Source organism: Streptoalloteichus hindustanus, from assembly GCF_900129375.1.
GTDB lineage: Bacteria > Actinomycetota > Actinomycetes > Mycobacteriales > Pseudonocardiaceae > Streptoalloteichus > Streptoalloteichus hindustanus.
This window is the reverse complement of the sequence record NZ_FQVN01000002.1, coordinates 98,371-120,771: the sequence shown is the minus strand read 5'-3', so window position 1 is coordinate 120,771 and position 22,401 is coordinate 98,371. Positions and strand designations below refer to the sequence as shown.

At 71.0% G+C, this 22,401-nt stretch carries 23 protein-coding genes; 14 read left to right on the top strand and 9 right to left on the bottom strand.

The window, feature by feature from the left end; translation table 11 throughout:
• Nucleotides 1–15: 15 nt before the first annotated feature.
• Genes BUE43_RS06125 through BUE43_RS06115 form a run of 3 tightly spaced genes read left to right on the top strand, consistent with a single transcriptional unit; the run spans nucleotide 16 to nucleotide 3,312 of the window.
• Complete coding sequence (locus BUE43_RS06125; protein ID WP_143173989.1) at nucleotides 16–762, top strand: hypothetical protein; 747 nt, start codon at nucleotides 16–18, stop codon at nucleotides 760–762.
• A gap of 13 nt (nucleotides 763–775) precedes the next feature.
• Nucleotides 776–1,663 (top strand): ABC transporter ATP-binding protein, encoded by an 888-nt coding sequence (locus tag BUE43_RS06120; protein ID WP_073480428.1) that lies wholly within the window; start codon nucleotides 776–778, stop codon nucleotides 1,661–1,663.
• The gene (locus tag BUE43_RS06115; protein WP_200797394.1) at nucleotides 1,660–3,312 is read left to right on the top strand and encodes a hypothetical protein; all 1,653 of its coding nucleotides are present in this window, start codon (nucleotides 1,660–1,662) and stop codon (nucleotides 3,310–3,312) included. The genes BUE43_RS06120 and BUE43_RS06115 overlap by 4 nt, the downstream gene beginning before the upstream one ends.
• Here BUE43_RS06115 and BUE43_RS06110 read toward each other — a convergent pair.
• Entirely contained in the window at nucleotides 3,223–4,308 is a 1,086-nt protein-coding gene (locus BUE43_RS06110; RefSeq protein ID WP_083959491.1) for a helix-turn-helix transcriptional regulator, read from the bottom strand. The genes BUE43_RS06115 and BUE43_RS06110 overlap by 90 nt on opposite strands.
• A 195-nt stretch (nucleotides 4,309–4,503) precedes the next feature.
• Between BUE43_RS06110 and BUE43_RS06105 the strand changes: the two genes are divergently transcribed.
• The 5 genes from BUE43_RS06105 (at nucleotide 4,504) to BUE43_RS06090 (ending at nucleotide 7,428) form a co-directional block, all read left to right on the top strand.
• A complete protein-coding gene (locus BUE43_RS06105) occupies nucleotides 4,504–4,860 on the top strand; it encodes a hypothetical protein (protein WP_073480427.1) in 357 nt (118 codons plus the stop codon).
• Between the two features lie 205 nt (nucleotides 4,861–5,065).
• Nucleotides 5,066–5,227, top strand: a complete 162-nt coding sequence (locus BUE43_RS34075; RefSeq protein ID WP_159447698.1) for a hypothetical protein — start codon at nucleotides 5,066–5,068, stop codon at nucleotides 5,225–5,227.
• A 278-nt stretch (nucleotides 5,228–5,505) separates the two neighbouring features.
• A complete protein-coding gene (locus tag BUE43_RS06100) occupies nucleotides 5,506–6,009 on the top strand; it encodes a hypothetical protein (RefSeq protein ID WP_073480426.1) in 504 nt (167 codons plus the stop codon).
• Nucleotides 6,010–6,021: 12 nt separating this feature from the next.
• Entirely contained in the window at nucleotides 6,022–6,774 is a 753-nt protein-coding gene (locus BUE43_RS06095; protein WP_073480425.1) for an Imm52 family immunity protein, read from the top strand.
• Nucleotides 6,775–6,972: 198 nt separating this feature from the next.
• Nucleotides 6,973–7,428 (top strand): protein-tyrosine phosphatase family protein, encoded by a 456-nt coding sequence (locus BUE43_RS06090; RefSeq protein ID WP_234995621.1) that lies wholly within the window; start codon nucleotides 6,973–6,975, stop codon nucleotides 7,426–7,428.
• 19 nt (nucleotides 7,429–7,447) lie between these two features.
• On the opposite strand, the gene BUE43_RS06085 is transcribed toward BUE43_RS06090, so the two are convergent.
• Nucleotides 7,448–7,870: a YybH family protein gene (locus BUE43_RS06085; protein ID WP_073480923.1), complete on the bottom strand. Its 423-nt coding sequence runs from the start codon at nucleotides 7,868–7,870 to the stop codon at nucleotides 7,448–7,450.
• Between the two features lie 3 nt (nucleotides 7,871–7,873).
• Between BUE43_RS06085 and BUE43_RS06080 the strand changes: the two genes are divergently transcribed.
• Complete coding sequence (locus BUE43_RS06080) at nucleotides 7,874–8,284, top strand: winged helix-turn-helix transcriptional regulator (RefSeq protein ID WP_073480424.1); 411 nt, start codon at nucleotides 7,874–7,876, stop codon at nucleotides 8,282–8,284.
• Between the two features lie 264 nt (nucleotides 8,285–8,548).
• Nucleotides 8,549–9,916, top strand: a complete 1,368-nt coding sequence (locus BUE43_RS06075) for a M20/M25/M40 family metallo-hydrolase (protein ID WP_073480423.1) — start codon at nucleotides 8,549–8,551, stop codon at nucleotides 9,914–9,916.
• Nucleotides 9,917–10,043: 127 nt separating this feature from the next.
• Here the strand turns inward: BUE43_RS06075 and BUE43_RS06070 are convergent, their stop codons facing one another.
• From BUE43_RS06070 to BUE43_RS06060, 3 genes are read right to left on the bottom strand one after another with little or no spacing between them, the layout of a single operon-like run.
• Nucleotides 10,044–10,568, bottom strand: a complete 525-nt coding sequence (locus BUE43_RS06070; RefSeq protein WP_073480422.1) for a DUF2017 family protein — start codon at nucleotides 10,566–10,568, stop codon at nucleotides 10,044–10,046.
• Nucleotides 10,568–10,810 (bottom strand): ATP-dependent Clp protease adaptor ClpS, encoded by a 243-nt coding sequence (locus tag BUE43_RS34070; RefSeq protein WP_159447697.1) that lies wholly within the window; start codon nucleotides 10,808–10,810, stop codon nucleotides 10,568–10,570. The genes BUE43_RS06070 and BUE43_RS34070 overlap by 1 nt, the downstream gene beginning before the upstream one ends.
• Before the next feature lie 56 nt (nucleotides 10,811–10,866).
• A complete protein-coding gene (locus tag BUE43_RS06060; RefSeq protein WP_234995574.1) occupies nucleotides 10,867–11,937 on the bottom strand; it encodes an ABC transporter substrate-binding protein in 1,071 nt (356 codons plus the stop codon).
• A gap of 169 nt (nucleotides 11,938–12,106) precedes the next feature.
• Here BUE43_RS06060 and BUE43_RS06055 point away from each other — a divergent pair, with 169 nt between their 5' ends.
• A complete protein-coding gene (locus BUE43_RS06055) occupies nucleotides 12,107–12,811 on the top strand; it encodes a Clp protease N-terminal domain-containing protein (RefSeq protein ID WP_073480419.1) in 705 nt (234 codons plus the stop codon).
• A 145-nt stretch (nucleotides 12,812–12,956) separates the two neighbouring features.
• On the opposite strand, the gene BUE43_RS06050 is transcribed toward BUE43_RS06055, so the two are convergent.
• Nucleotides 12,957–14,204: an FAD-dependent monooxygenase gene (locus BUE43_RS06050; protein WP_073480418.1), complete on the bottom strand. Its 1,248-nt coding sequence runs from the start codon at nucleotides 14,202–14,204 to the stop codon at nucleotides 12,957–12,959.
• Between the two features lie 144 nt (nucleotides 14,205–14,348).
• On the opposite strand from BUE43_RS06050, the gene BUE43_RS06045 reads away from it, so the two are divergent.
• Nucleotides 14,349–15,134 (top strand): TetR/AcrR family transcriptional regulator, encoded by a 786-nt coding sequence (locus tag BUE43_RS06045; RefSeq protein ID WP_073480417.1) that lies wholly within the window; start codon nucleotides 14,349–14,351, stop codon nucleotides 15,132–15,134.
• A gap of 151 nt (nucleotides 15,135–15,285) precedes the next feature.
• On the opposite strand, the gene BUE43_RS06040 is transcribed toward BUE43_RS06045, so the two are convergent.
• Nucleotides 15,286–16,035 (bottom strand): SDR family oxidoreductase, encoded by a 750-nt coding sequence (locus tag BUE43_RS06040; RefSeq protein WP_073480416.1) that lies wholly within the window; start codon nucleotides 16,033–16,035, stop codon nucleotides 15,286–15,288.
• A gap of 19 nt (nucleotides 16,036–16,054) precedes the next feature.
• Entirely contained in the window at nucleotides 16,055–16,933 is an 879-nt protein-coding gene (locus BUE43_RS06035) for an NAD(P)-dependent oxidoreductase (protein ID WP_456114860.1), read from the bottom strand.
• A 166-nt stretch (nucleotides 16,934–17,099) separates the two neighbouring features.
• Here BUE43_RS06035 and BUE43_RS06030 point away from each other — a divergent pair, with 166 nt between their 5' ends.
• Nucleotides 17,100–20,369, top strand: coding sequence for an AfsR/SARP family transcriptional regulator (locus BUE43_RS06030; protein ID WP_073480415.1), 3,270 nt, complete (start codon nucleotides 17,100–17,102; stop codon nucleotides 20,367–20,369).
• Nucleotides 20,370–20,394: 25 nt separating this feature from the next.
• On the opposite strand, the gene BUE43_RS06025 is transcribed toward BUE43_RS06030, so the two are convergent.
• Entirely contained in the window at nucleotides 20,395–21,405 is a 1,011-nt protein-coding gene (locus BUE43_RS06025) for a helix-turn-helix domain-containing protein (protein WP_073480414.1), read from the bottom strand.
• A gap of 252 nt (nucleotides 21,406–21,657) precedes the next feature.
• Here BUE43_RS06025 and BUE43_RS06020 point away from each other — a divergent pair, with 252 nt between their 5' ends.
• Nucleotides 21,658–22,239: a maleylpyruvate isomerase N-terminal domain-containing protein gene (locus tag BUE43_RS06020; RefSeq protein WP_073480413.1), complete on the top strand. Its 582-nt coding sequence runs from the start codon at nucleotides 21,658–21,660 to the stop codon at nucleotides 22,237–22,239.
• The last annotated feature ends 162 nt before the right edge of the window (nucleotides 22,240–22,401 follow it).

Genomic DNA, 22,401 nt, shown 5'->3' with positions numbered 1-22,401 from the left:
GTCTCGGAGGAACTGGTGGCGTCTCGCAGGAAAGCGGTCGGCGTGGCGGTGGCTCTCACCGCCGTCGCCGTGGCCGGTCTCACCGGGTGCGACAGCAAGGAAAGCCGCGCGGACAACCGGAGCTTCGACTTCGCCGGCCCCAAGCTGACCATCGACGTGCGGGAGGCCGGCCTCCGCATCGAGAGCGGCCCGGCCGGCAAGGTCGCGGTGGACCGCGTGCTCAGCGGGAAGGCCACGGCCGAGGGGGCGGCCCAGCTGTCGATGTCGGGCACGACGCTGACCATGGCGGTCGAGTGCCGGGGCCTGGTCACGAGCTGTGGCGCGCAGCACACCGTCCGGGTTCCGCAGGGCGTCGCGGTCGAGATCAGGGGATCGGGCAGCTCGGTGACCGCGGTCGGCCTCACGGGCAGCATCAGCGCGGAGCTGCACAACGACGGGTCGCTCCAGGTGGAGGACCCGACCGGCGAGCTGAACCTGAACAGCGGTGGCGGCGGGATCATCGTCCACCGCGCGCGTTCCTCCGTGGTCACGGCGAAGGCGTCCGCCGACGCGAACGTCGACATCTCGTTCGCCGCACCGCCGACGCGGGTCGAGGTGCAGGCGGGCGGCTACGCCAACGTCACGTTGCCCGCCAGCCGGGAGACCTACCGCATCGATCCGCCAACCGCCGCCGGCGCGGGCATCGCCAACAACCCGGCCAGCCAGCGCGTGGTCGCGGTGCGGGCCGGCGAGGGCCGCGCGTCCGTCAAGCTGGCCGGGTAAGGGCGGACGCGACATGCTCGAACTGATCGAGGTCACCAAGGTCTACCGGGGCGGGAAGCGGGCCGTCGACGGGATGTCGTTGCGGCTGGGGACCGGGATGGTCGGTCTGCTCGGCCCGAACGGGGCGGGGAAGTCGTCCCTGATGCGGATCATGGCGACGGTCACCCGGCCCACCAGTGGCCGGGTTCTCTTCGAGGGCACCGACGTCGTGGCGCGGCCGAACGCGCTGCGCCGCGTTCTCGGTTACCTGCCGCAGGACTTCGGGGTCTACCCGAACCTGACCGCCCGCGAGTTCCTGTCCTACCTCGCCGCGGCCAAGGGGATCTCGGCGCGCTCGGCTCGTGCCCGGATCGACGAGCTGCTCACGCTGGTCAACCTCACCGAGGCCGCGAAGCGCCCGCTGGGCAAGTACTCCGGCGGCATGCTGCGGCGGGTGGGCATCGCGCAGGCCCTGCTGGCCGACCCGCGCGTGATCATCGTCGACGAGCCGACCGCGGGTCTGGACCCGGAGGAGCGGGTGCGGTTCCGCAACCTGCTCAGCGAACTCGCCGCCGACCGCGTCGTGTTGCTGTCCACGCACATCGTCTCCGACGTGGAGTCGGTGGCCGCCGACATCGCGATCGTGGCGCAGGGCCGGCTGCGCCGCCGGGGCACGCCGGAGGACCTGCTGCGCGAGATCGACGGACAGGTCTGGGAGATGCTCGTCCCTTCGGCCCACGTCAACGCGGTCCAGTCCCGGTTCGTGGTGAGCCGCATGGTGCGCACGCCCTCCGGGGTGCGGATGCGGGTGCTGTCGGCGGTGCCGCCGGTACCGGACGCGGTGCCGGTCACGCCGGACCTGGAGGACGTCTACCTCGACGTGCTCCAGCGTTCCTCGGCCGGGACGGCGGTGGCGCGGTGACGAGCACTGTCCACATCAGACCGGTGCGCGTCAGGACGGTGAGCGTCAGGGCGGTGGGCGGGCTCGCTCTTGGCGACTTCCGCGACCGGGTCCGGCGTCCGGCGTACGTAGTGATCCTGCTGGCCGCCGTGGCCCTGGGCTACTTCGCCACGCCGGGAGTCGACGCCCACTGGGTCATCATGCAGGTCGGCGAGTACCGAGGCGTCTACAACAGCGCCTACGTCGGAATGGTGACCGCGCTCGCCAGCGCCCTGTGGCTCACGCTCGGCGGTTTCTACGTGGTGCGCAACGCGATCGCGAGGGACGAGAGCACGCGGGTGGGGCTCGCGCTCGCCGCGACCCCGCTGCGCACGCCCGTCTACCTGGCGGCCAAGTTCCTCAGCAACGTCATGGTGCTCGGCTCCATGGTCGGCGCGCTGGCCGTGACGGCGTTGGTGATGCAGCTCGCGCGGGGCGAGTCCACAGTGGTCGATCCGGTCGCGTTGCTCTCGCCGTTCGTGCTCATCGCGATGCCGCTGGTCACCGCGACGGCCGGCGCCGCCCTGTTCTTCGAGCTGGTTCCCGGGCTGCGCACGGGTGTCGGCAACATCGTCTGGTTCTTCTGCTGGTCGGTGTTCGCGCTCCTGGGCCAGTCGCCGAAGTTCCCGCTCGGCGGAATCGGGGTGCACGCGGTCGTGCGGTCGCTGGTGTCCGAGATGGAGGCCCAGGGGCTCGACCTGACCAGCGGCGACTTCAGCCTGGGCCTGACCTACCTGGAAGACCCACTGAAGACGTTCGTGTGGAACGGTTTCACGCCGAGCGCGGACTTCGTGGTCAGCCGGCTGGGGCTGGTCGGGCTCGCGGTGGTCCTGGCCCTGCTGCCCGCCCTGTGGTTCGGCCGGTTCGACCCCGCCCGAACCCTCCGGATCTGGCCGGGCACGCCCGCGCCGGGCGACGCGCCCGCCACCGAGGCCGCGCCCGCCTCCCTCGTGCGGCTGGAGCACTCCCCTGACTACGTGGCGGACGCTCCCCGGCTGCCGCGGTCCGCCGTCGTCGCCGGCGGTTCCTTCGCCCGTCTGCTGTGGGGAGAGCTGCGCATTCTCGTGCAGGGTGTGCGCCCGTGGTGGTGGGGCGGCGCGGTGTTCATCGCCGCGACCAGCACTCTCGCCCCCGCCACCAACATCACGCGGGTCATGCTGCCCGTCGCCTGGCTCTGGCCGGTTCTGATCTGGTCCCGCCTGGGCACCCAACGGCACGAGCACGGTGTTTCCGCGCTGCTCGGCGCGTATCCGACGGCGCGTCAGCGACTCATCGCGGAGTGGCTGTCGGGGTTCGCGCTCACCGCGGCGGTCGGGATCGTTCCGCTGCTGAAGATGATGTCGATCTCGGACTGGGCCGGCGTGGCCGCGTGGACGGCGGGCGCGGTCTTCATCCCCTCGCTCGCGCTGCTGCTCGGCTCGCTGAGCCGCACTCACCGCCTCTTCCAGGCCGTTTACCTGCCAGTGTGGTACGGCGCGGTCAACGGCCTGCCCGTCCTCGACTTCATGGGCGTCATCCGCGTCGACGGCGAGCCCGCCGGGCTACCGCTCGCGGTGGTCGTCGGACTCGCCGCGGTGATGGTCGCCGCGGTGTTCCTGGCCGACGCTCTCGGCCGGCGCGTCCGGGACTGACCCGCGTCGGCTGAGGGGACTCGACCGCTCGTAGCGGCCCAGCATGGCGCGCAGCGTCCGCACCATCTGCTCGCGAAGTTCCGTTGGGGCGAGGACTTCGACGTCGTCGCCGAGCTTCAACAACTCGGACAGGGTGTGCTCGGCGGACTCGACGGGGATCGTGACCCGGGTCCAGCCGGCCGAATCCGGCTCGGACGCGGTCTCGTGGGCGGACCGCGCGAGGGCCGGCTCCAGGAAGTGCGGCAGACGCGCCAGCGCTCGGGGAGAGAGCCGAAGAGTCGCCTCGCCGTTGTGGCGTCGGGCGTCGAACTGTTCCAAGTAGACACGCCAGTGGCCGACGAGGTCGAAGTCCGGCGCGCGGTCGAAGGTTTCGGCGCCGACCTCGACGTCCAGGACCCGTGAGACGCGGTAGGTGCGCATCGTCCCGGCATGACACGCGACGAGATACCAGTGGCCCGCCTTGAGAACCAGGCCGTACGGCTCCACCGTCCGCGACACCGTGTGCGGTTCGGCCCAGCGCTCGTATCGCATCCGGATGACGCGCTGGTTCCACACCGCGTCGGCGACGACGGTGAGGTGCGGCGTGCGATCCCCGTCCCTGTACCAGGACGGCGCATCGAGGTGGAAACGCTCCGAGATCCGTTCCGCACGCTCACGCAGTTCTCCCGGCAGGGCGGCCAAAAGCTTGAGTTGAGTGGCGGAAACCGCCGTGCCCAGCCCGAGATCTGCGGCCACCGCGGGCAACGCGGTCAGGAACAGGGACTCCGCCTCGCCCGCGGTGAGTCCGGTCAGTTGGGTGCGATAGCCGTCGAGAAGCTGGTATCCCCCATCATGACCGGGCTCACCGTACAGCGGAACACCGGCCGCACTGAGGGAATCCATGTCGCGGTACACGGTGCGCACCGACACCTCAAGCTCCTCAGCCAGCTCCTTCGCCGTCATACGCCCACGGCTCTGGAGCAGCAGCAGAGTGGAGACCAGTCGGCTCGCGCGCATGGCCCCGAGTCTGTCCCACTCCACTGACATCGGACATCGGTGACACACCGCGCTTCCCCGCCCCGAGGACAGGAACTCGCTCGGCAGGCAACGAGGAAACGATGGCCTCGGCCCCTTCCGTCGGCTACCGCTCCCTCCCACTCCCGAACGGTACTGTCGCGATCTTGACCTACTTCTCCAGGATTGGGCGAAGCGGTGAACGAACTGACGGAGGCAGCGCGGCTTCTCATTGGCGAGGTGACGGACACTCGACGCGAGCAGGAGATCCTGAGCGACAGGATCGCATTCGTCGAGCTTCTGACCTTCGCCGGTCCCGACGAGATCGTCGCGATGCTGAACGACGTCACCGAGAAGGACTGCCTCTTCCCCGTGTGGGCACGCAATCTGGCCTACCGCCTGGCCTGCCTCCAACGACCCGACGACCCGGACCTCCTCAGGGAAGCCGCGGCCGACCTGTACAACTTCGGCCCCGACTGGGACGACATCTCACAGGCGATGACGGCGGAAGCCGACCGCATCGACCCCCAAGGAAAGATCCAACAGGACCAGTGACAACGACCTCGTCACCCGACCACCCGCAGCGGTCGGGCTCGTGGGGGAAGCCGCGAGGTCAGGGGAGGCCGCAGGGCTGACGCCCGCGACCTCCCACTGTCTCCGAGATTCGAAAGGGGCAGCGGGCGGATCTTCTCCACACCTGGCGCGGAACGCGGCAAAGTGGTGGCGCAGGGCAGGCGCGAAGCACTTGGATCACCAGACTGTGGAGACACCCGACGCACAGGGCGACAGCGAAACCGAGTTCTTCAGCACGACGATCACCGACGTGATCGACGTGTTCCGGGTGGGCCTCAGGGCGCTGCTGGATCGCGGCGCGATCTCCGAGCGGCACGTGTTACGCGTTTGCCCGCCTGCTTTCTGGTGATGGCCAGTTCGACACCGTCCAAGCCGTGGAGGTGGACGTGGAGACAGGTCAGCCAGGAGACCTGGTCGAGATTCCCTGGGAAGACACCGTCGTTTCTTCTCTACAGACGAGACAGCGGTGGGGACTGCGAGATCGTGAGCGAGGCCGTCGCAGCAGAGCGCCCCAGACGCTCCACATGAGATCCGCCACCGGTGGGGAGACGCGGAGGTCGAGTGGCGGCCAGCTTCCACCGCGCCACCCACTTCCCCAAACCACGACTCGACCCGTAGGACAGGAAAATGCGTTTCCCCATCGAAGGAAGCATCGACGACTTCTTCAGCATGAAGATCAGCGATATGATCAACATGTTTCGGGCGGGCCTCAGGGCGCTGACACCGATCGCGGACAGGGCGCTTCTCGGCTGGCGTGACATCGAGGTGCACGACGACTGGGACCACCTCGCGAATTGCCTTTATGAAGTGTTCGTCTCCCGACCGGTCGCGATGGATGCCCGTGCCCCCAGGGAGGCGAAGCAGCTACCCCGCTACGAGTTTCGGCCCGACTCGTACCACGACCACAGTTGGATTGTCGTTTCCACATCGAGCGGCGAGCAGTACGCCTTTGTGCGACTGCTCCCCGGTGACGGCGAGTTCGACAAGGTCGAGGCCGTCGAGGTCGATCCGAAGACTGGCCGGCCGGGAGATGCGGTGACGCTTCCGCTGAGCGGACAGGAGTTCCTTCTCGTCAGGAGGTACGACGACGGGGACAGCGAGATCGTCACCGAGGTCGCGCCGATCGAGTGATCGGGCTGTTCCGTGCGGCCTCTCCCACTCTTGTTTGGAGAACTGACGCACAACTACTTCTACCTGGGAGCCTACTGGGGGCCGAGACAAGAGGGCGTCGACGAGTGCGCCGGACGGCTGGCCCGCTTTCTCAGACAGTTGGAGCCCATCGACCCGATCCTCTCCTCCTGGCGGAGGGTGGGCAGGTCCAAGGCGGCGGCGACGCCGCTACAGCACACCCCCAAGGCACTGCGCCCTGTGGTGGAGTCCGGGCGGAACCGCAGTGGAGGCCAGGTGTTCGAGCACCTTGGCTTCGTCTTCAGTGTCTGGAACGGCGACCGAGAACGATCGGTGCAGCTTCGCTCCTCATGCGGTTCCTACGCTGCCGCCATGCTGAACACCGTCGTTGTGAGTCTCCCGGATCTGGACACCGAAAGAGATATTTCCGCGTCTCTCTACGACCCGAGCAAGCTCAGCGGCGTGTTGGAAGCCGTGGCCGACACGTGGGACCCCGACTGGGGAATTGTGACCTCCTCGTCGATGCGGGAGGACCAGAGCGAAAACAGGGAGCAACACATACCTTATGTCGGCGCGATGACCTATTTGTCGTTGGCCAGACCTCTGCCGGATGTTCTGCCCGAGGGTGTGAGCGTGGAACAGGTCGCGGGTGGGCATCTGCTCACGATTGGCGAGGACGTCACCGCTGTCACCAGCGAGAAGGCGCTCGCCCTACGTGATGTGCTCGCCTCGGCGGGCAGCCTGTACCCGACGCTGACGGACGACTGAGACGGACGACTGAGAACGCCTGGCGAGCGGTAGGTGCCCTTCCGGTGAGAAGGGCACCCACCGACGTTCTGACTTGGCCGGTTCGACGTGTCGCTCCAGTCGAATGACATGAACAACGAGACAGAAGGAGGCACCCTGTCCACCCTGCGACCCACTCTTCACACGGTGCGGCATTCGGGTGCGGGTCGGTTGAGCACCATGGCTCGTCCTCGGGGTGGTGACTGGCTCGATGACGAGATGGCCGGGTTGAGATCCGCCGGGGTTGGCGTTCTCGTCTGTGCCCTCACCTCCGAGGAGCTCGCAGACCTGGACCTGACCGAGGAGCCGCGAGCGGCGCGTGAAGCCGGGCTGCGGTTCGTCTCCGTCCCGATTCCCGACCGGTCCGTTCCCGATCTGCCTGCCGTCGTGTCCACTCTGCGCGAGCTCGCCCGGTGGTTCCAGGACGGGGCACACGTCGTCACGCACTGCCGCTTCGGAATTGGTCGGGCATCGCTGCTGGCCGCGGCAGTGCTGGTTCTGAACGGTGTCGAGCCTGGGGAAGCGTGGCGGCAGGTCGAACAGGCGCGTGGGCACAGCGTGCCCGACACTCCGGAACAACGGGAGTGGCCGAGCCGGCTGCTGCGCTGGGGGCAGGGCGACATCCTCGCTGCGTGAACCCTTTGCGGGTTGGTCCTTAGTGGACAGTGGCGGGCGCTGTGCTGGTGCCGAACGGGTTGTCGATGACGTAGCGCCACTTTCCGTCCGGTCCTCGGCGGGCGACGTCGGTCGCGGTGCCCTCGATGTGCACGTGTTGGCCGTCGGGGTCGGTGCCGTCGATGACCCAGTCCACGATGAGGAGGGCGATGTCGTCGGCGACGTAGGTGTGTCTGGGGTGGACGGTGATGGGCAGGCCCAGGGTGAGGAACCGCTCGTTGGCCTCCTGGCGCTCCGCGCCGGTGACGGTGCGTCCCTGGCGGGCCACGAAGACCGCTTCTCGCTCGTAGACGAGGTCGAGCAGGTCGCCGCGTCCGGTGTTGAAGGCCGCGGCGAACACGGCCGGGTGTTGGGCGGGGTCGGTCGTCAGAGGCACACTGGGCTGGTGGTCAGGGGAGGTCATGCCGTGAGCGAAGACGGTCGCGACGACGGTCACCAAACGGAAACTCACGGCTGGGACCCGGAGCTGGTGCCGGACGGTCGGGGGCGGACGCGACGTCCGGAGGCGGAGTGCCCGGTCGAGGTGGCGCTGGCGGCCGTCGCCGGGCGGTGGACCACGCTCGTGGTGCGGGAGTTGTCGCACGGGCCGTGGTCGTTCGGTGAGCTCCGGGAACGCCTGCCCGACCTCAGTGCCAAGATCCTCACCGAGCGGCTGCGCGAGCTGGAGGCGCGCGGGTTGGTCGTCCGCGAGCAGCTCGCGGGGTTTCCCGTGCGGACGCGCTACGCGCTGAGCCCGGCTGGCGCGCTGCTCCGCCCTCTCCTCATCCAGCTCTACGCGACCGGGGCGGCCCTGCTCGAAGCCAGGACGACGGCATAGCCGCGGTCAGGACGGGCGGACCGGTCGTTGTGGCGGAAAGTTCGGGTCGAACGGGTTCGGGGGGTCGACATCCCCAATATGCTCGCGGTCGTGACTCCCCCAGGGTTCGACCGCAGGGGTTTCCTCCGGGCCGCCGGCGCGGGTCTCACCGCGCCCGCCCTCCTTCCGGAGCCGCAGATGACACCACAGGCAGCCGAGTCACCTCAGTCACCTGAGCCACCCGGGTCACCGAACCCGCCGCGCCACGACCCGCGGGACATCGACGTGGTGTCCCTGGCCCGGACCATGATCCGGTTCGACACCTCGCACCACGGCCAGGGCGGTGTGACGCTGCCGCACGCCCGCGTGCTCCAGGCCGTCTGGGAGGCGCACGGTGTCAGCACTTCCCTTGTGCCGACGCCGAAAGCGGACAACGTCCACCTCATCGCCCGCATCAGGGGCACCGGAGCCAAAGCCCCGCTGCTGCTGCTCTGCCACTCCGACGTCGTGCCGGTGGAGCGCGAGAACTGGCGTCGGGACCCGTTCGCCGCCGAGATCGTGGACGGCGAGCTGTGGGGTCGGGGCGCGATCGACATGAAGGGCACGAACGCGGCGTTCATGGCCGCGTTGTTGCGGCTCGTCCGCGAGGGCGCGCGGTTCGACCGGGACGTGGTCTTCCTGTCGGACGCCGACGAGGAGGGCGGCCCGCACGGGACTCCCTGGCTGGTCAAGCAGAAGCCGGAGCTGCTGGAGGTGGGCACGGTGCTCACCGAGGGCGGTTGGCAACTGGCCCAACGGGATGGCCGCACGCCGATGCTGCTGTCCATGACCTGCCTCGACCGGGTTCCCATGGTGGTCCGGCTCAGCGCCAGGGGAACCGCGACGCACTCGTCGAAGCCCATGCCGGACTCGGCGATCCTCCGCGTCAACCGCGCGGTCAGCAGGATCGGCGAGTACCAACCGGAAGTCGCGCTCACCCCGATCAACCGCGGTTACTTCGAGGCGCTCGCGGGCGCGACGAACGACCCGGTGTTCGCGCACGCGATCCGACTGCTGCTGCACGCCCAGTCCCCGCGGCAGACCGAACGCGCCGCCCGACTCGTCGTGGAGCGCAGCCCCTATCCCTGGCTGCACAACGCGTTGCTGCGGACGACGATCTCCTACGTCATCCAGGACGGCGGCTACAAGACCAACGTCATCCCCTCCCGCGCCTCGGTCCAGATCGGAGTCCGGATCGTCCCGCAGGGGCAACGGCCCTCGGCCGTGCTGGACCGCTTCCGGTCCCTCGTCGGCGACGGGGTCGAGGTGGCGTTGGTGACGCCCGCCGGCGTGTCCCAGGACCAACTCCTGGCCCTGCTGGAGGAGCGGTGGGCCGCCGAGCCGGCGCCGACCGACACCGACGTCTTCACCGCGTGGCGGGCCGCGGCGGCGGAGGTCCTGCCAGGGGTTCCCGCCGTTCCGGCGATGTTCGAGGCGGCGACCAGCGGATATCCCTGGAACCAGCGGGGAGTTCCGGTCTACGGCATCTACCCCTACGTCGTGGACAACGCCTCGGTCATCTCGATGCACGGCGACGACGAACGTGTCCGCGTCGACGCGCTGCGTCAGGGCGCCGAGCTGGTGTACCGGATGTTCCGCCGCCTGACCGTGTGACGCCCCAGGCAGGACCTGTGTGGCTTCCCGAGCAGGGCCGAGGAAACGGCGGAACCGCCACGGCCCGGTCGCGGTGACGGACTCTCGCCGGCCGGTGGTCGGCGAGAGCCGTTCGCGGGTCGGCGGCTCAGGAAAGCTGGGCGAGGGCGGACAACGACGGGTGCGACGCCGCCACCAGGCGGTCCATCAGGAAGTTCAGCCACACCACCTCCATGACGTCGCGGCTCCTCCGCCGTCCGCCGAACAGGAAGCGCGCCAGCCCGGCGACCACGAACCAGTCGTCGACATCCTGACGCTCCAGGTACATCAGCGGCTGGCCCGCCCAGCGCTGCCGGACGCGTTGGGCCGCCGCCAGCGCCTCGGCGCGCATCGCCGACCGGTGCCGCGCCCGGAACGCGGCGGTCGACGCGGAGTCCTGGTAGGCGTCCGGGAACATCCGGTCCAACAGGTCCTCAGTGGACGGTGCGCGGCGCAGGCCGAACCAGCGCCGAGGCCCTGGCGCTTCGCCGTCGGCCAGGAACCTGGTCAACCGCTCCAGGATGTGCTCCACGACCACGGCCACGTTCTCGGACATCCGCACCACGACGCCGTCCGGCGCGGCCACCGCCTCCAGGTAGTCGACGTCCTGGGCGTAGTGGACCTCCGGTCCCATCAGACGCTCCGCACCACGCCGTGCAGCCCGTGGAGCTGGAGCCGGGCGGCGAACGCCTCGGCCTCCTCCCGGCCGCGGAAACAGCCGACCATCCCGGAACCGCGCTCGTGCACCTGCCGCGTCAGCCCCACCGCGCCCGGAACGGACAACGCGCAGAGCCGATGCAGCAGGTACGCGACCGTGGTGGTCGTGTTGATGTCGTCGTTGAGCAGCAGCACGTGCCAGTGCGACGTCGCAGTCACACCCGGGATATGGTCCGCCCCCGACGGACCGTTACCCCCGGCGCGCGTCGTCGGCGTCAGCTGACCTTCTTGGCGCTCTGCACGGCCTTGGCGAGCGCCTCGACGAGCGGAGCCGCTCCCGCGTAGGAGAAGCGCGGTTCGCTCTGCCACGGGATGACCTGGCCGGCGCGCACGGCGGGGAGGTTCGCCCACGCGGGACGGGAGGCCAGGTCGTTCGGCTGCAGGGCGGCGGTGCGGTTGTCGAGCATGATGATGTCGGCCGGGTACTTGGTGGCGTTCTCCCAGCTCAGGTACTCGAAGAAACCACCCTCGACCTTGTTGGGAACGACGATGTCCACGCCCAGCTCGCGGAAGTAGCTCAGGTCGGGGTAGACGTTCGGGTCCGACACGTAGAACAGCTCGGGGCTGCCCGAGGCGGCGATCACCTTCAGCCCGCCGTTGTCCTTGGCCGCCTTGCGCAGCGTCTCCGCCGCCCGCTCGAACCGCGCCTTCGCGTCGGTGACCGGCTTCGCCGTGAGGTCGGCCCCGAGGGACTGGGCCAGTTCGGAGTAGCGCTGGATGGCGGAGAGCAGCGAGACCTTGGCACTGCTGATGGCCACCGCGGGGGCGAACCCGAGGATCTTGTCCTTGCCCTCGTCGGGCACGAACCAGAGCGTGTTCGGCTGGAACATGTTGGTGACCAGCAGCTCGGGGCGCAGGCCCGCGTACTTCTCGATGTCGAAGGAGCCCCACTCGTTGCCGATGATGGTCACCTTGTTGACGTCGAGGTCGCCGGCCTGGACGTCGGGGCTGCCGTCCTTGCGCTTGGTGGGCCCGAACACGCCGACGATCTCGTCGCGGAGCCCGAAGTCCCACAGCGCGGCGGCCGACCCGACGTAGGCGGTGATCCGCCGGGGGCGGCGCGGGCTGGTCGCCCGCTCGTTCCGGTCGTCGGTGAACGACCAGGCCGCGTCCTGGGGCGAGCCCGACCCCGACCCCGACCCCGAGCCGGAGCCGGAGCCCGAGCCGCCGCCGGACCCGCACCCGACGACCAGGGCGCCGAGGCCGACGGCGCCGAACGCGGCGAGCAGGCCACGGCGGGAGAGCTGGGTAGCTCGGGGCTGCGACATCGTGGTGCCTTCCTTCATCTGTTCGGAGTAACGACCCCTCGATTAGGGCAGCCTAACCAAAGAACGGCCCAGTTCAACAATTCCTGTCCGAGCACACGGACCGCGCACGCCTGGCCCCATCGGGTGATCTCCCCACGCGCGTCAACCCAAGGTTGACGGACACCAATCGTCAACCTACGGTTGACGCATGGCTGAAGCACCTCGTCTGGACGACCTCATCAACGCCATCCGGCAGCGGCACCCCGACGGCGACCCGCTGCACCAGCTGAGCGACGCCGTCCTGCTCGGCGACCACCTCGGCGAACTCGCCGACCACCTGATCGGCCACTTCGTGGACCGCGCGCGGCACGCCGGCGCGTCGTGGACCGAGATCGGCCACAGCATGGGCGTCAGCAAGCAGGCGGCCCAGAAGCGGTTCGTGCCCAGGGGACCCACCACCCCCGAGGAGTCCGGCCTCGCCACCTTCGCCCGGTACGACACCTCGGCGCGGTCCGCCCTCGTGCGGGCGCAGGAGGAGGCGCACCAGGCCGGACACGACCACATCGCGCCGGAGCACGTCGTGCTGGGCCTGCTGCACGAGCCGGATTCGGTGGCAGCCGAGGCACTCCACGCGCTCTGCGGGTCGCTCGACGCCGTGCGCGAGGAGATCGCCGGAGGCTTCGGGCCGTCGACCGGGACCCATCCCCTGCCGATCCCGTTCACCGGCGAGAGCAAGAAGGCGCTGGAGCTGACCTCCCGCGAGGCGTTGCGGCTCGGCCACTCCCGGATCGGCGCCGAGCACGTGTTGTTGGGCGTCCTGGCCCTCGGTGAGGGCGACGCCGTGGCCGCGCTGCACAGGCTGGGCGCGACCAGGGACCAGGTCGAGGCGGAGGTGCGCCGGCTCCTCGCATGAGACAACCATCGAGGCAGGCCCGCGGTCCGGCACTCCGACCACGGGCCTGTCCCCTTGCCCCGCAAGGCGTTCCGGCAAGCGACGGGGAAGATCTTTCCACTGAGGACCACTGGCCAGGCCTGCCGGCGCCGGGCCAGCAAAGTCCTCATTGGACAGATGAAGGATCAATCCGTGACGGGATCGACGCGGCGGTCGAGTAGTCCCGCAGTGTGATGCCGTTCGCCGCCTCCCGCATGGACTTCATCACCTTCTCCATGATCCTGTCCTTCCCCGGCAGGTAGGGCATCATCCGCATCGACACGCCCCGCAGCCACGCCTGCCACCGGGTCGCGGGCACCATCTGGCGCGCGGCCTCCTGCCCGAGCTTCTGGTTCAGCTCGACGTACCCCCGCATCGCCTCCTCGTACCGCGCGAACGCCACCCGGTGGTCTCCCCCTGCCGACGCCAGCTCTCCCGCCAGCACGTAGGCCCCCACCAGCGCCGTGCTCGTGCCCTGCCCGGACGCCGGCGAGGGGCAGTAGGCCGCGTCCCCGAGCAGCGCCACCCGACCCGAGGACCACCGGGGCATCCGGATCTGGCTCAGCGAGTCGAAGTAGAAGTCGGGCGCGGTCGGCAGGGCGGAGAGCAGGCGCGGGATCTCCCAACCCTGTCCGGCGAACGCCTCCGTCAGGATCTCCCGCTGCTGTCGGACGTTCCGCCGGTCGTAGCCCGTCTCCGGCGTGCGGAAGAAGAACTGCGCCTTGGCGTTCTCGTCCCGCCGGACGCTGTACACGTTCGCCAGCCGCCCCGGGGCGGAGCAGATCATCTCCCACCGGTCCAGGTTGAGGTGGTTCGGCACGCTGAAGATCGCGACGCTGATGCCGAGGTCGTGGCGGAACGACTCCTCCGCGCCGAAGGCCAGCCCCCGCGTGCAGGAGTGCAGGCCGTCGGCCCCGACGACCAGGTCGAAGGTTCGCGGCTCGCCGCGCGTGAAGCGCACCCGCACGCCGTCGGCGCGCTGCTCGATCTCCGTGATGGAGGTGTCGAACAGGTACTCGACGTCGGTCCCGGTCGCCTCGAACAGGACGCGGGCCAGGTCGCCCCGCAGGATCTCCAGCTCGCCGGGGTCCCGGAAGCCGATCACGTCGGCGCCCAGGGTCGCGACGACCCTGCCCGCCGCGTTGAGCATCGTGCCCCCGCGCATGTCGGTGGCCTGCCGGCGGACCTCCGCCAGGAGCCCCATCCGCTCGACCACGTCGACGGCGACGCCCCGGACGTCGACCTTGTAGCCGCCCTCACGGAGGGCCGGCGACCGCTCCACCACCGTGACCGTGAAGCCGTGTCGGCGCAACCAGTACGCCAGCGCGGGCCCGGCGATGCTCGCGCCGGAGACGAGAACGTTCTTGTGTTCCACCGGAACTCCCCCTCAGTGGGCGTGGTCGACGGCCAGACCCGCCGACTGCGTAGCCAGTACGCTCTACTGCGTATCTCATACGCGATGCTGCGTATGCTATACACAGACGGGCGGGGAACGTCAACATCGGGGAAAGCGACGGCGATGGGCGAGGAAGCGGACGAGGGCGGCACCGGTGTGCCGGCGAGCATCGAGGCGGCGTGGGGCGTGCGGGAGCGGCCGGGCAAGGGGCCGCGGCCCGGCCTGAGCCTGGGTCGGATCGTCGGGGCCGCCGTGCGCGTCGCCGACGCCGACGGCCTCGCGGCGGTCTCCATGACGCGGGTCGCCACGGACCTCGGCGCGTCCACGATGTCGCTCTACCGCTACGTCGCGGCCAAGGACGAGCTGCTCGACCTCATGATCGACGCCGTGTTCGCGACCCCGCCGGAGGACCCGGCGCCGGACGAGGGCTGGCGCTCGGCGCTGTCCCGGTGGACCTGGGAGCACCTCGCCGTACTGCGGCGCCACCCCTGGGTGCTGCGGGTTCCGGTCACCGGGCCGCCGATCACCCCGAACCAGATCGCGTGGCTGGAGCACGGCCTGCGCTCCCTGCGCGGAACCGGGCTCACCGAGAGCGAGAAGCTCTCGGTGATCGTGCTGCTCAGCGGTTTCGTACGCAACGCGGCCGCGCAGGAGACCGTGATGACCGATGCCGGGGGGACGTCGGGCGCCGGCGCGCGGAAGGGCCGGCCGCCGTACGGACAGGTTCTGGCGAAACTGGTTGACCCACAACGCTTTCCCGAGGTCAGCAAGCTCATCCAGTCCGGCGTCACCGACGAGCCGGACGACCTGGACGCCGACTTCGCGTTCGGCCTCGACCGAGTGCTCGACGGCATCGACACGCTCGTCGGCGCGCGTCGCGGCCGCTCCACCGGCGACGACCGCGGCTGACACCAGCGCCCTCAGTCGCCAAACCCGGCTCGGAGGAAGAAAAAGAGCCGGGCGCCATCCCGACGAGGATGACGCCCGGCTTCTGTCCGTTGAGGACGAGTCCGTTGAGGACAAGACCGTCCACTGAGGACGATGCGCCGCGGAGCGGCGACTACGAGATGCGCTGCGCCAGTCCCCCGTCCACCGGCAGCTTGACGGCGGTGGTGAAGGTCGCGTCGAAGGCCAGGAACATCGCGGCCGCCGCGACCTCCTCCATGGAGCCGTGCCGGCGCATCGGCGTGATCTCGTCGCCCAGCCGGCGCAGCTCCTCCTTCCCCTCCCCCGGCGCGTCGATGCCCATCGACGGGGTGTCGATGAACCCGGGCGCGACGGCGTTGACCCGGATCCGCCGGGGCAGCAGCCCGGCGGCCAGGCTCTGGGCGAAGGACCACAGCGCGGCCTTCGTCGCCGAGTAGACGATCATGTCGGGGAAGCCGCCCGAGTCCGAGGCCGAGCTGGTGAACACGATCGAACCGCCGTCCCTGACCAGCGGGGCCAACCGCTGGACCGTGAAGAACGCGCCCTTGGTGTTGACGGTGAACTGCCGGTCGTACGTGGCCTCGGTGACCTGGGCCAACGGCTCCAGCTTCGCGTACCCGTGGTTGACGAACAGCGCGTCGACCGCGCCGAACTCCTCCTCGACCAGTCGGCCGAGCGCGTCGACGTCGGCCATGCTCGCCGCGTCGGAGCGCACCACCCGGACCCGGGAGCCCAGCTCGGTCCTGGCCGCCTCGGTGTTCCGCTCGTCGCGGCCGGTCAGCAGCACCTCGGCGCCGCCGTCGAGCAGCGCCCTGACCATCGCCAGGCCCATCCCGTGGGTGCCGCCCGTGACGACGGCCCTCTTCCCCTCGTACCTGCCCATGAGAATCCCCCTGCCGAGATCAGTTCTTGAGGAGGTCGACGACGACGGCGACGTCCTCGGCCCCGTGGCCGGCGGCGACGGCCTGGTCCATCAGCCGCTGGATGGGAGCCATCAGGTCGGGCCGGATGCCCTGGTCCAGGCTGGCCTGGACGATGTTGGGGAAGGCGGCCGCCTGCATCGCCAGGTTGGACACGACCTCGTGGCCGTAGTCGCCGGTGTCGAGCTGGTGGGCGAGCCGGTCCAGGTTGCCGCCGATCATGGCCTGCATCCACGGCCCGAGCATCGGCACGAACTCGGCCGCCGACACGTTCTCCGTGCGCACCATCGCCAGGGAGTGCCACAGGCCGGCGAACGTGCCGTACATGCCGCTGAGCAGGGCGAGGTCGAACAGCGCCGCCAGCCCGGCGTCCGCGCCGAGGTACTTCGCGGCGCCCAGCCGCTCCAGCACCTCGCGGTGCGCCTCGAACGCGGCCTCGGCCCCGCTGTAGAGCACGAAGGCGTGCTCGGTGCCGATGCCCGGCGGAATCGCCATGATCCCGCCGTCGACGTACTCGACGCCGTGCTCGGCCGCCCAGGCCGCCATCTCCCTGGCCTGTGCCGGGGTGCCGTTGGTCAGGTTGACCACGACCCGGCCGGCCAGCGCGTCGGCGACGGGGTGGAGCACGTCCCGCACGACGGCGTCGTCCCACAGGCAGACGACGACCAGCGGGCTCGCGGCGACCGCCTCGGCGACGGTCTCCGCCACGACCGCGCCCCTGGCGACCACGCCGTCGGCCTTGCCGGGGGTGCGGTTCCACACCGTCGTCGCGTGCCCACCGGCGAGGAAGGCCTCGACCAACGCGGTCCCCATCGCGCCGAGGCCGAGGACGGTCACCCTGGAGTTGTGCTGCGTGGAAATCGGACTCTCCTCACACTCGCCCGGCCTTCTCGCCGGTGTCGCTCATCGGGTTCCACCCTGCTGACCAGCGCTTCGGGCGGGCTTCGGGTCCGCTTCGGCCCGGCTTCGGGCGCGTGCCGAAGAGCGAGCCGGCTGACGTGTCGGCGCCCTGCACTACCGTGACGACGTGCGTTTCGGGGTGCTCGGTCCGTTGGAGGTCTGGACGGCGGACGGGAGACCGGTCCGGGTTCCCGAGCTGAAGGTCCGCGCCCTGTTGGCCGACCTGCTGGCGCACCGGGGCCGTCCGGTGTCGACGGACCGGCTGGTCGAGGACCTGTGGGGCGCGACCCCACCGTCGAATCCCGCCGGCGCGGTGCAGGCCAAGGTGTCGCAGCTCCGCCGGGCGCTGGCCGAGGCCGAGCCGGGCGGCCGGGACCTCGTGCTGTCCCGCCCGCCGGGTTACCTGCTCCGGGTCGACGCCGACGCCGTGGACGCGGAGCGGTTCACCGCGCTGGTCGCCGAAGCCCGCTCCACCGACGACCCCGCCACCCGGGCCGCACTGCTCACCGACGCCCTCGCGCTGTGGCGCGGGCCGGCGTTCGCCGACTTCGCCGACAGCGAGTTCGCCCGACCCGTGATCCACCGGCTGGGCGAGCTGCGCCTAGTCGCCGTCGAGGAGCAGGCCGAGGCGCGGTTGGCCCTCGGCGAGCACGGGACGCTGGTCGGCGAGCTGGCCGACCTGGTCGCCCGCCACCCCCTCCGGGAACGGCTGCGCGCGGCCCACCTGCGGGCCCTCTACCGCTCCGGGCGGCAGAGCGAGGCCCTGGACAGCTACCGCGAGCTCCGGGACCGGCTGGCCGAGGAGCTGGGCGTCGACCCCAACCCCGAGCTGACCGCCCTGCACCAGGCGATCCTGCGGCAGGACCCGGCACTCGCCGCCGCGCCGCCGCCCGTTTCCCCGGCCGCGCGACCGCGCACGAACCTGCCCGCGCCGATCACCCACCTGGTCGGCAGGGCCGAGGCGCTCGACGACGTGCGCTCCCTGCTCGACCGGCACCGACTGGTGACGCTCACCGGGCCGGGCGGAGTGGGCAAGACCCGGCTGGCGCTGGCCGCGGCTGCGGAACTGCTCCCCCGCTACCCGGACGGCGTGTGGCTGGTCGAGCTCGCCGGTCGCGGCTGGCAGACCGAGATGACGACGTCGTGCACGCTGACCGAAGTGGCCGAGACCGTGGCGGCGGCGCTGGAGATCCGCGACGACGCCGCCGCCGACTCCACGCCGGGCACACGACCGGCCGACCTGGCCCACCGGCTCACCGAAACCCTGCGCGCCAAGCGGATGCTGCTCGTGCTCGACAACTGCGAGCACGTGGTCGACGCGGTCGCCGAGTTCGTCGACGTGCTGCTGGGCGGCGCGCCGGACGTGCGGGTCCTGGCGACGAGTCAGGAGCCGGTCGGGCTGGCTGGGGAGACACTGTGGACAGTGCCGCCACTGGAACTACCCACGCCGACCGCGGATTCCGACCCGGTGACACTGGAACAGTTCAGCGCCATCCAGCTGTTCGTGGCACGCGCCTCCGCCGCCTCCCCCGGTTTTCGCCTCACCGCGGACAACGCGGCCACCGTCGCCGCGATCTGCCGTTGCCTGGACGGGATTCCGCTGGCGCTGGAGCTGGCCGCCACCCGCGTGCGCGCGCTCGGCGTGCCCGAGCTGCTGGACCGGCTCGACGACCGGTTCCGGCTGTTGGCCTCCGGACACCGGGGCGCGCCGGCCCGGCAGCAGACCCTCCGGGCGATGATCGACTGGAGTTGGGAGCTGCTGACCGAGGCCGAGCGCGTCGTCCTGCGGCGGCTGGCCGTGCACGCCGAGGGATGCGCCCTGGAGGCCGCCGAGACCGTGTGCGCCGGGGACGGCGTGAAGGCGCACGAGGTCCTGGACCTGTTGACCCGGCTGGTGGACCGCTCGCTCGTCGTCGTGGTCGACGGGTCGGACGGCGGCCTGCGGTACCGGTTGCTGGAGTCCGTCGCGGCCTACTGCCTCGAACGCCTCCGGGAGGCCGGTGAGATCGAGCAGGTGCGCCAGCGCCATCGCCACTACTACACGGAACTGGCGCTGCGGGCCGACGTGGAGCTCCGCGGCCGGGACCAACAACGATGGCTGGAACGGCTCGACGCGGAGACGCCGAACCTGCGCGTCGCGCTGGACAGCGCGGTGCGGCACCGGGACGTCGACCTCGCGCTGCGGTTGGTGAACTCCTTGTCCTGGTACTGGTTCCTCCGCGGCCGCCTCGGCGAGGGGCACCGGTCGCTCACCATGGCCCTGGCGATCATCGAGAACCACTCCTCCCGGGGCCACGCCGCACACGTGGCCGCGATGACCTGGCACATGAGCATGGCGATCCTGATGGGCGAGGGCGCCGACCTGGCGGAGCGCGCGGGCGAGGTGTTGGCGCTCTACGACGGCGACGACGACCTGGGACAGCGGTGCCGCGCCGAGTGGTTCCTGAACCTCGTGCTGATCGGCGTCGGCGATCTGGCCGCCCGCGAGGAACGGGTGCGCCAGATGCTGGACGGCTTCCACGCCCTCGGCGACGAGTGGGGTGCGGCCGCGGCGCTGGGCACCCGCGCCGAGCAGGCTCTCTCCCGGGGCGACCTCGACCTCGCACGGCGCAGCGGCGAGCGGAGCCTGGCCGCCTTCCGGGAGCTGGGCGACCGCTGGGGCCAGCTCAAGGCGCTCAGCACGCTCGGCAAGCTGGCCGAGATCGACGGGGACTACGAGTGGACTGTCCAGTTGCGACAGGACGGGCTGCGGATGGCCGAGGAGCTCGGGTTGTCGATCGAGGTCTCCTACCTGCTGTCCGAGCTGGGCAGGACCGCCCTGTTGCGCGGCGAGCACGAGCGTGCGACGGAGTTGCACGAACGGGCGCTGCGGATGGCCGCCGAGCAGTCGCACCGGCGCGGCGAGCAGTTCGCGGAGGTGGGGCTGGGGCTCGTCGCCCGGCGCGCGGGCCGGCTCGACGCCGCGGAGGCGCACCTGCGTCGCTGGCTCGACTGGTGCCGGCAGGTGGACGGGGACCTGGGGCTCGCGTTGATCCTGGCCGAACTGGGTTTCGTCGCCGAGGAGCGCGGCGACGCGGACGCGGCGTTGGCCCTGCACAACGAAAGCCTGGAGGCCGCGCGCACCACCGGTGATCCGCGGTCGGTGGCGCTGGCCCTGGAGGGGCTCGCCGGGGCGCGGTCCCTCGCCGGGCGCCACGGCCACGCCGCCGCCCTGTTGGGCGCGGCCACCGCCGCGCGGGAGTCCGTGGCCGCGCCCCTGCCGCCCGCCGAGCGGGGCGACGTCGACCGGATCACGGCCCGGGTGCGGGCCGCGCTCGGCGAGGCCGCGTTCGCGGTGGAGTTCGAGCGCGGCGCCACCGGCGCGCCCGAGGAGCTGGTTCGCGTCACCGCCGTCTGAGTCCACACAGGACTGCGCACGGCGCTCACGGCCGCGGCCCGCTCTCCTCCTGTCCCGCCCGCGGGCTGAGAAAGGAGCGCCGGTACTCGGTGGGCGAGACTCCTATGTGGAGGGTGAAGTGCCGTCGCAGGTTGGCCGCCGTGCCCAGTCCGCTGCGCTGGCTGACCTGGTCGACCGGCAGGGTGGTGGCCTCCAGCAGGCCGCGCGCGTGCGCGAGCCGCTGGTGCAGGAGCCAGCGCAACGGGGTGCTGCCGGTGGCGGACCGCAGTCGGCGGAAGAAGGTGCGCGGGCTCATCCCGGCCCGTTTCGCCAGGTCGTCGACGGTCAGGGGTTGGTCCAGCCGCTCGGTGGCCCACTGGAGCACGGGCGCGAGGCTGTCGTCGTCGGTCTCGGGCACGGGGAGCTCGATGAACGGCGACTGACCGCCGGGCCGGTGGGCGGGGACCACCATCCGGCGGGCGAGCTGGTTGGCCACGTGCGCGCCGAGGTCGGAGCGGACCAGGTGCAGGCACAGGTCGAGGCCGGCGGTGAGGCCGGCGCTGGTGAGCACGTCGCCGTCGTCGACGTAGAGCACGGAGTCGTCGACGAGCACCTCCGGGTACCGGCGGGCCAGGAGGTCGGTGTACATCCAGTGGGAGGTGGCCCGCCGGCCGTCGAGGAGGCCGGCGGCGGCGAGCGCGAAAGCGCCCGTGCAGAGGGAAACCACGCGCGCGCCGCGTTCGCTGGCCGCGCGCAGCGCGTCGAGGAGCTCCGGTGGCAGTTCCTCGCCGTTCCTGGCGCACTCGTCCGGCACCGAGGGGACGATCACGGTGTCGGCGTCGACCAGGTCGTCCAGCCCGTGGTCCGTCCTGAGGACGAAACCGGCGGCGGCCCGCGACGCCGCCGGGCGCGCCGCGCACAGCCGAAGGTCGTACCAGGTCGGGGCGAGGTCGGGCTGCGGGATGCCGAACACGGTGCAGGTGATGCCCAACTCGTACAGGTCCCACAGGGGGATGTCGGGGTCGAGGACGACGACGGCGACGGAACCGGGGCGCACGACAGGAATGCTACGGCACGAATTTTGCGAATGTCGTCAGTCCTGCCACTGTCCGTCGCGAGAGGACGGTGGAAACCTGGTGGCACAGGAGCAGCGCCCGACACGACGCAGTGAGTCCATTGTGGACTGACCTGTCGCGGAAACGGCGCGGGCTGCCCCCGACCGGCCGGCGGCACGAGCTCCACTCACGCGATGGACCGGTGCCCGCACCGACGCTCGCCCCTTCCCCGCCCGCACGACAAGGACGACACGATGACGACGTCTTGGCCCGAACTCCTGCTCGCGACCGCCACCGAGTGCACCGACGTCCTGGCGAGGGGCGCCGACCAGGACTGGTCACGCGACGCCGGCGACCTGGACTGGAGCTGCCGGACGACGCTGGACCACCTCGCCCTCGGGATCGTCGGCTACGCGGGCCTGCTCGTCGCGCGCCCCACCGACCGGTACATCACCCTCTTCGCCTCGCTGGACCCGCAGGCGCCCGTTCCGGCCTGCCTGGAGGGCATCCGCATCGCGGCCACGCTGCTCGCCTCGACGGTCCGCGAGACCGCGCCCGAGGTGCGGGCCTGGCACCCCTGGGGCCACTCCGACCGCGCCGGCTTCGCCGCCATGGGCGTCACCGAGCTGGTCGTGCACACCCACGACATCACCCGCACCCTGGGCTTCGACTGGACGCCCCCGGACGAGCTCTGCGCGCCGGCCGTCGCCCGGATCTTCCCCGACGCGCCCACCGGGCACGGCCCGGCCGAAACCCTTCTCTGGTGCACGGGCCGCCTCGCGCTGCCCGGCCTGGAGCGCCGCCAGGCGTGGCAGTGGGACGGGACCGTCCGCTGACGTCCCGCGCCAGCTCCGACGTCCACTGAGGACACTCGCTCCTCTGTCGTCAACGCCGCCGTGCTCACGGAGACCGTCCGTGATCACGGCGGCGTCGTCGCACGGACACGACAGATCTCGTCCGCAGAGGACACGTCACGGCGGGAACCCCGTCGGCAGGGG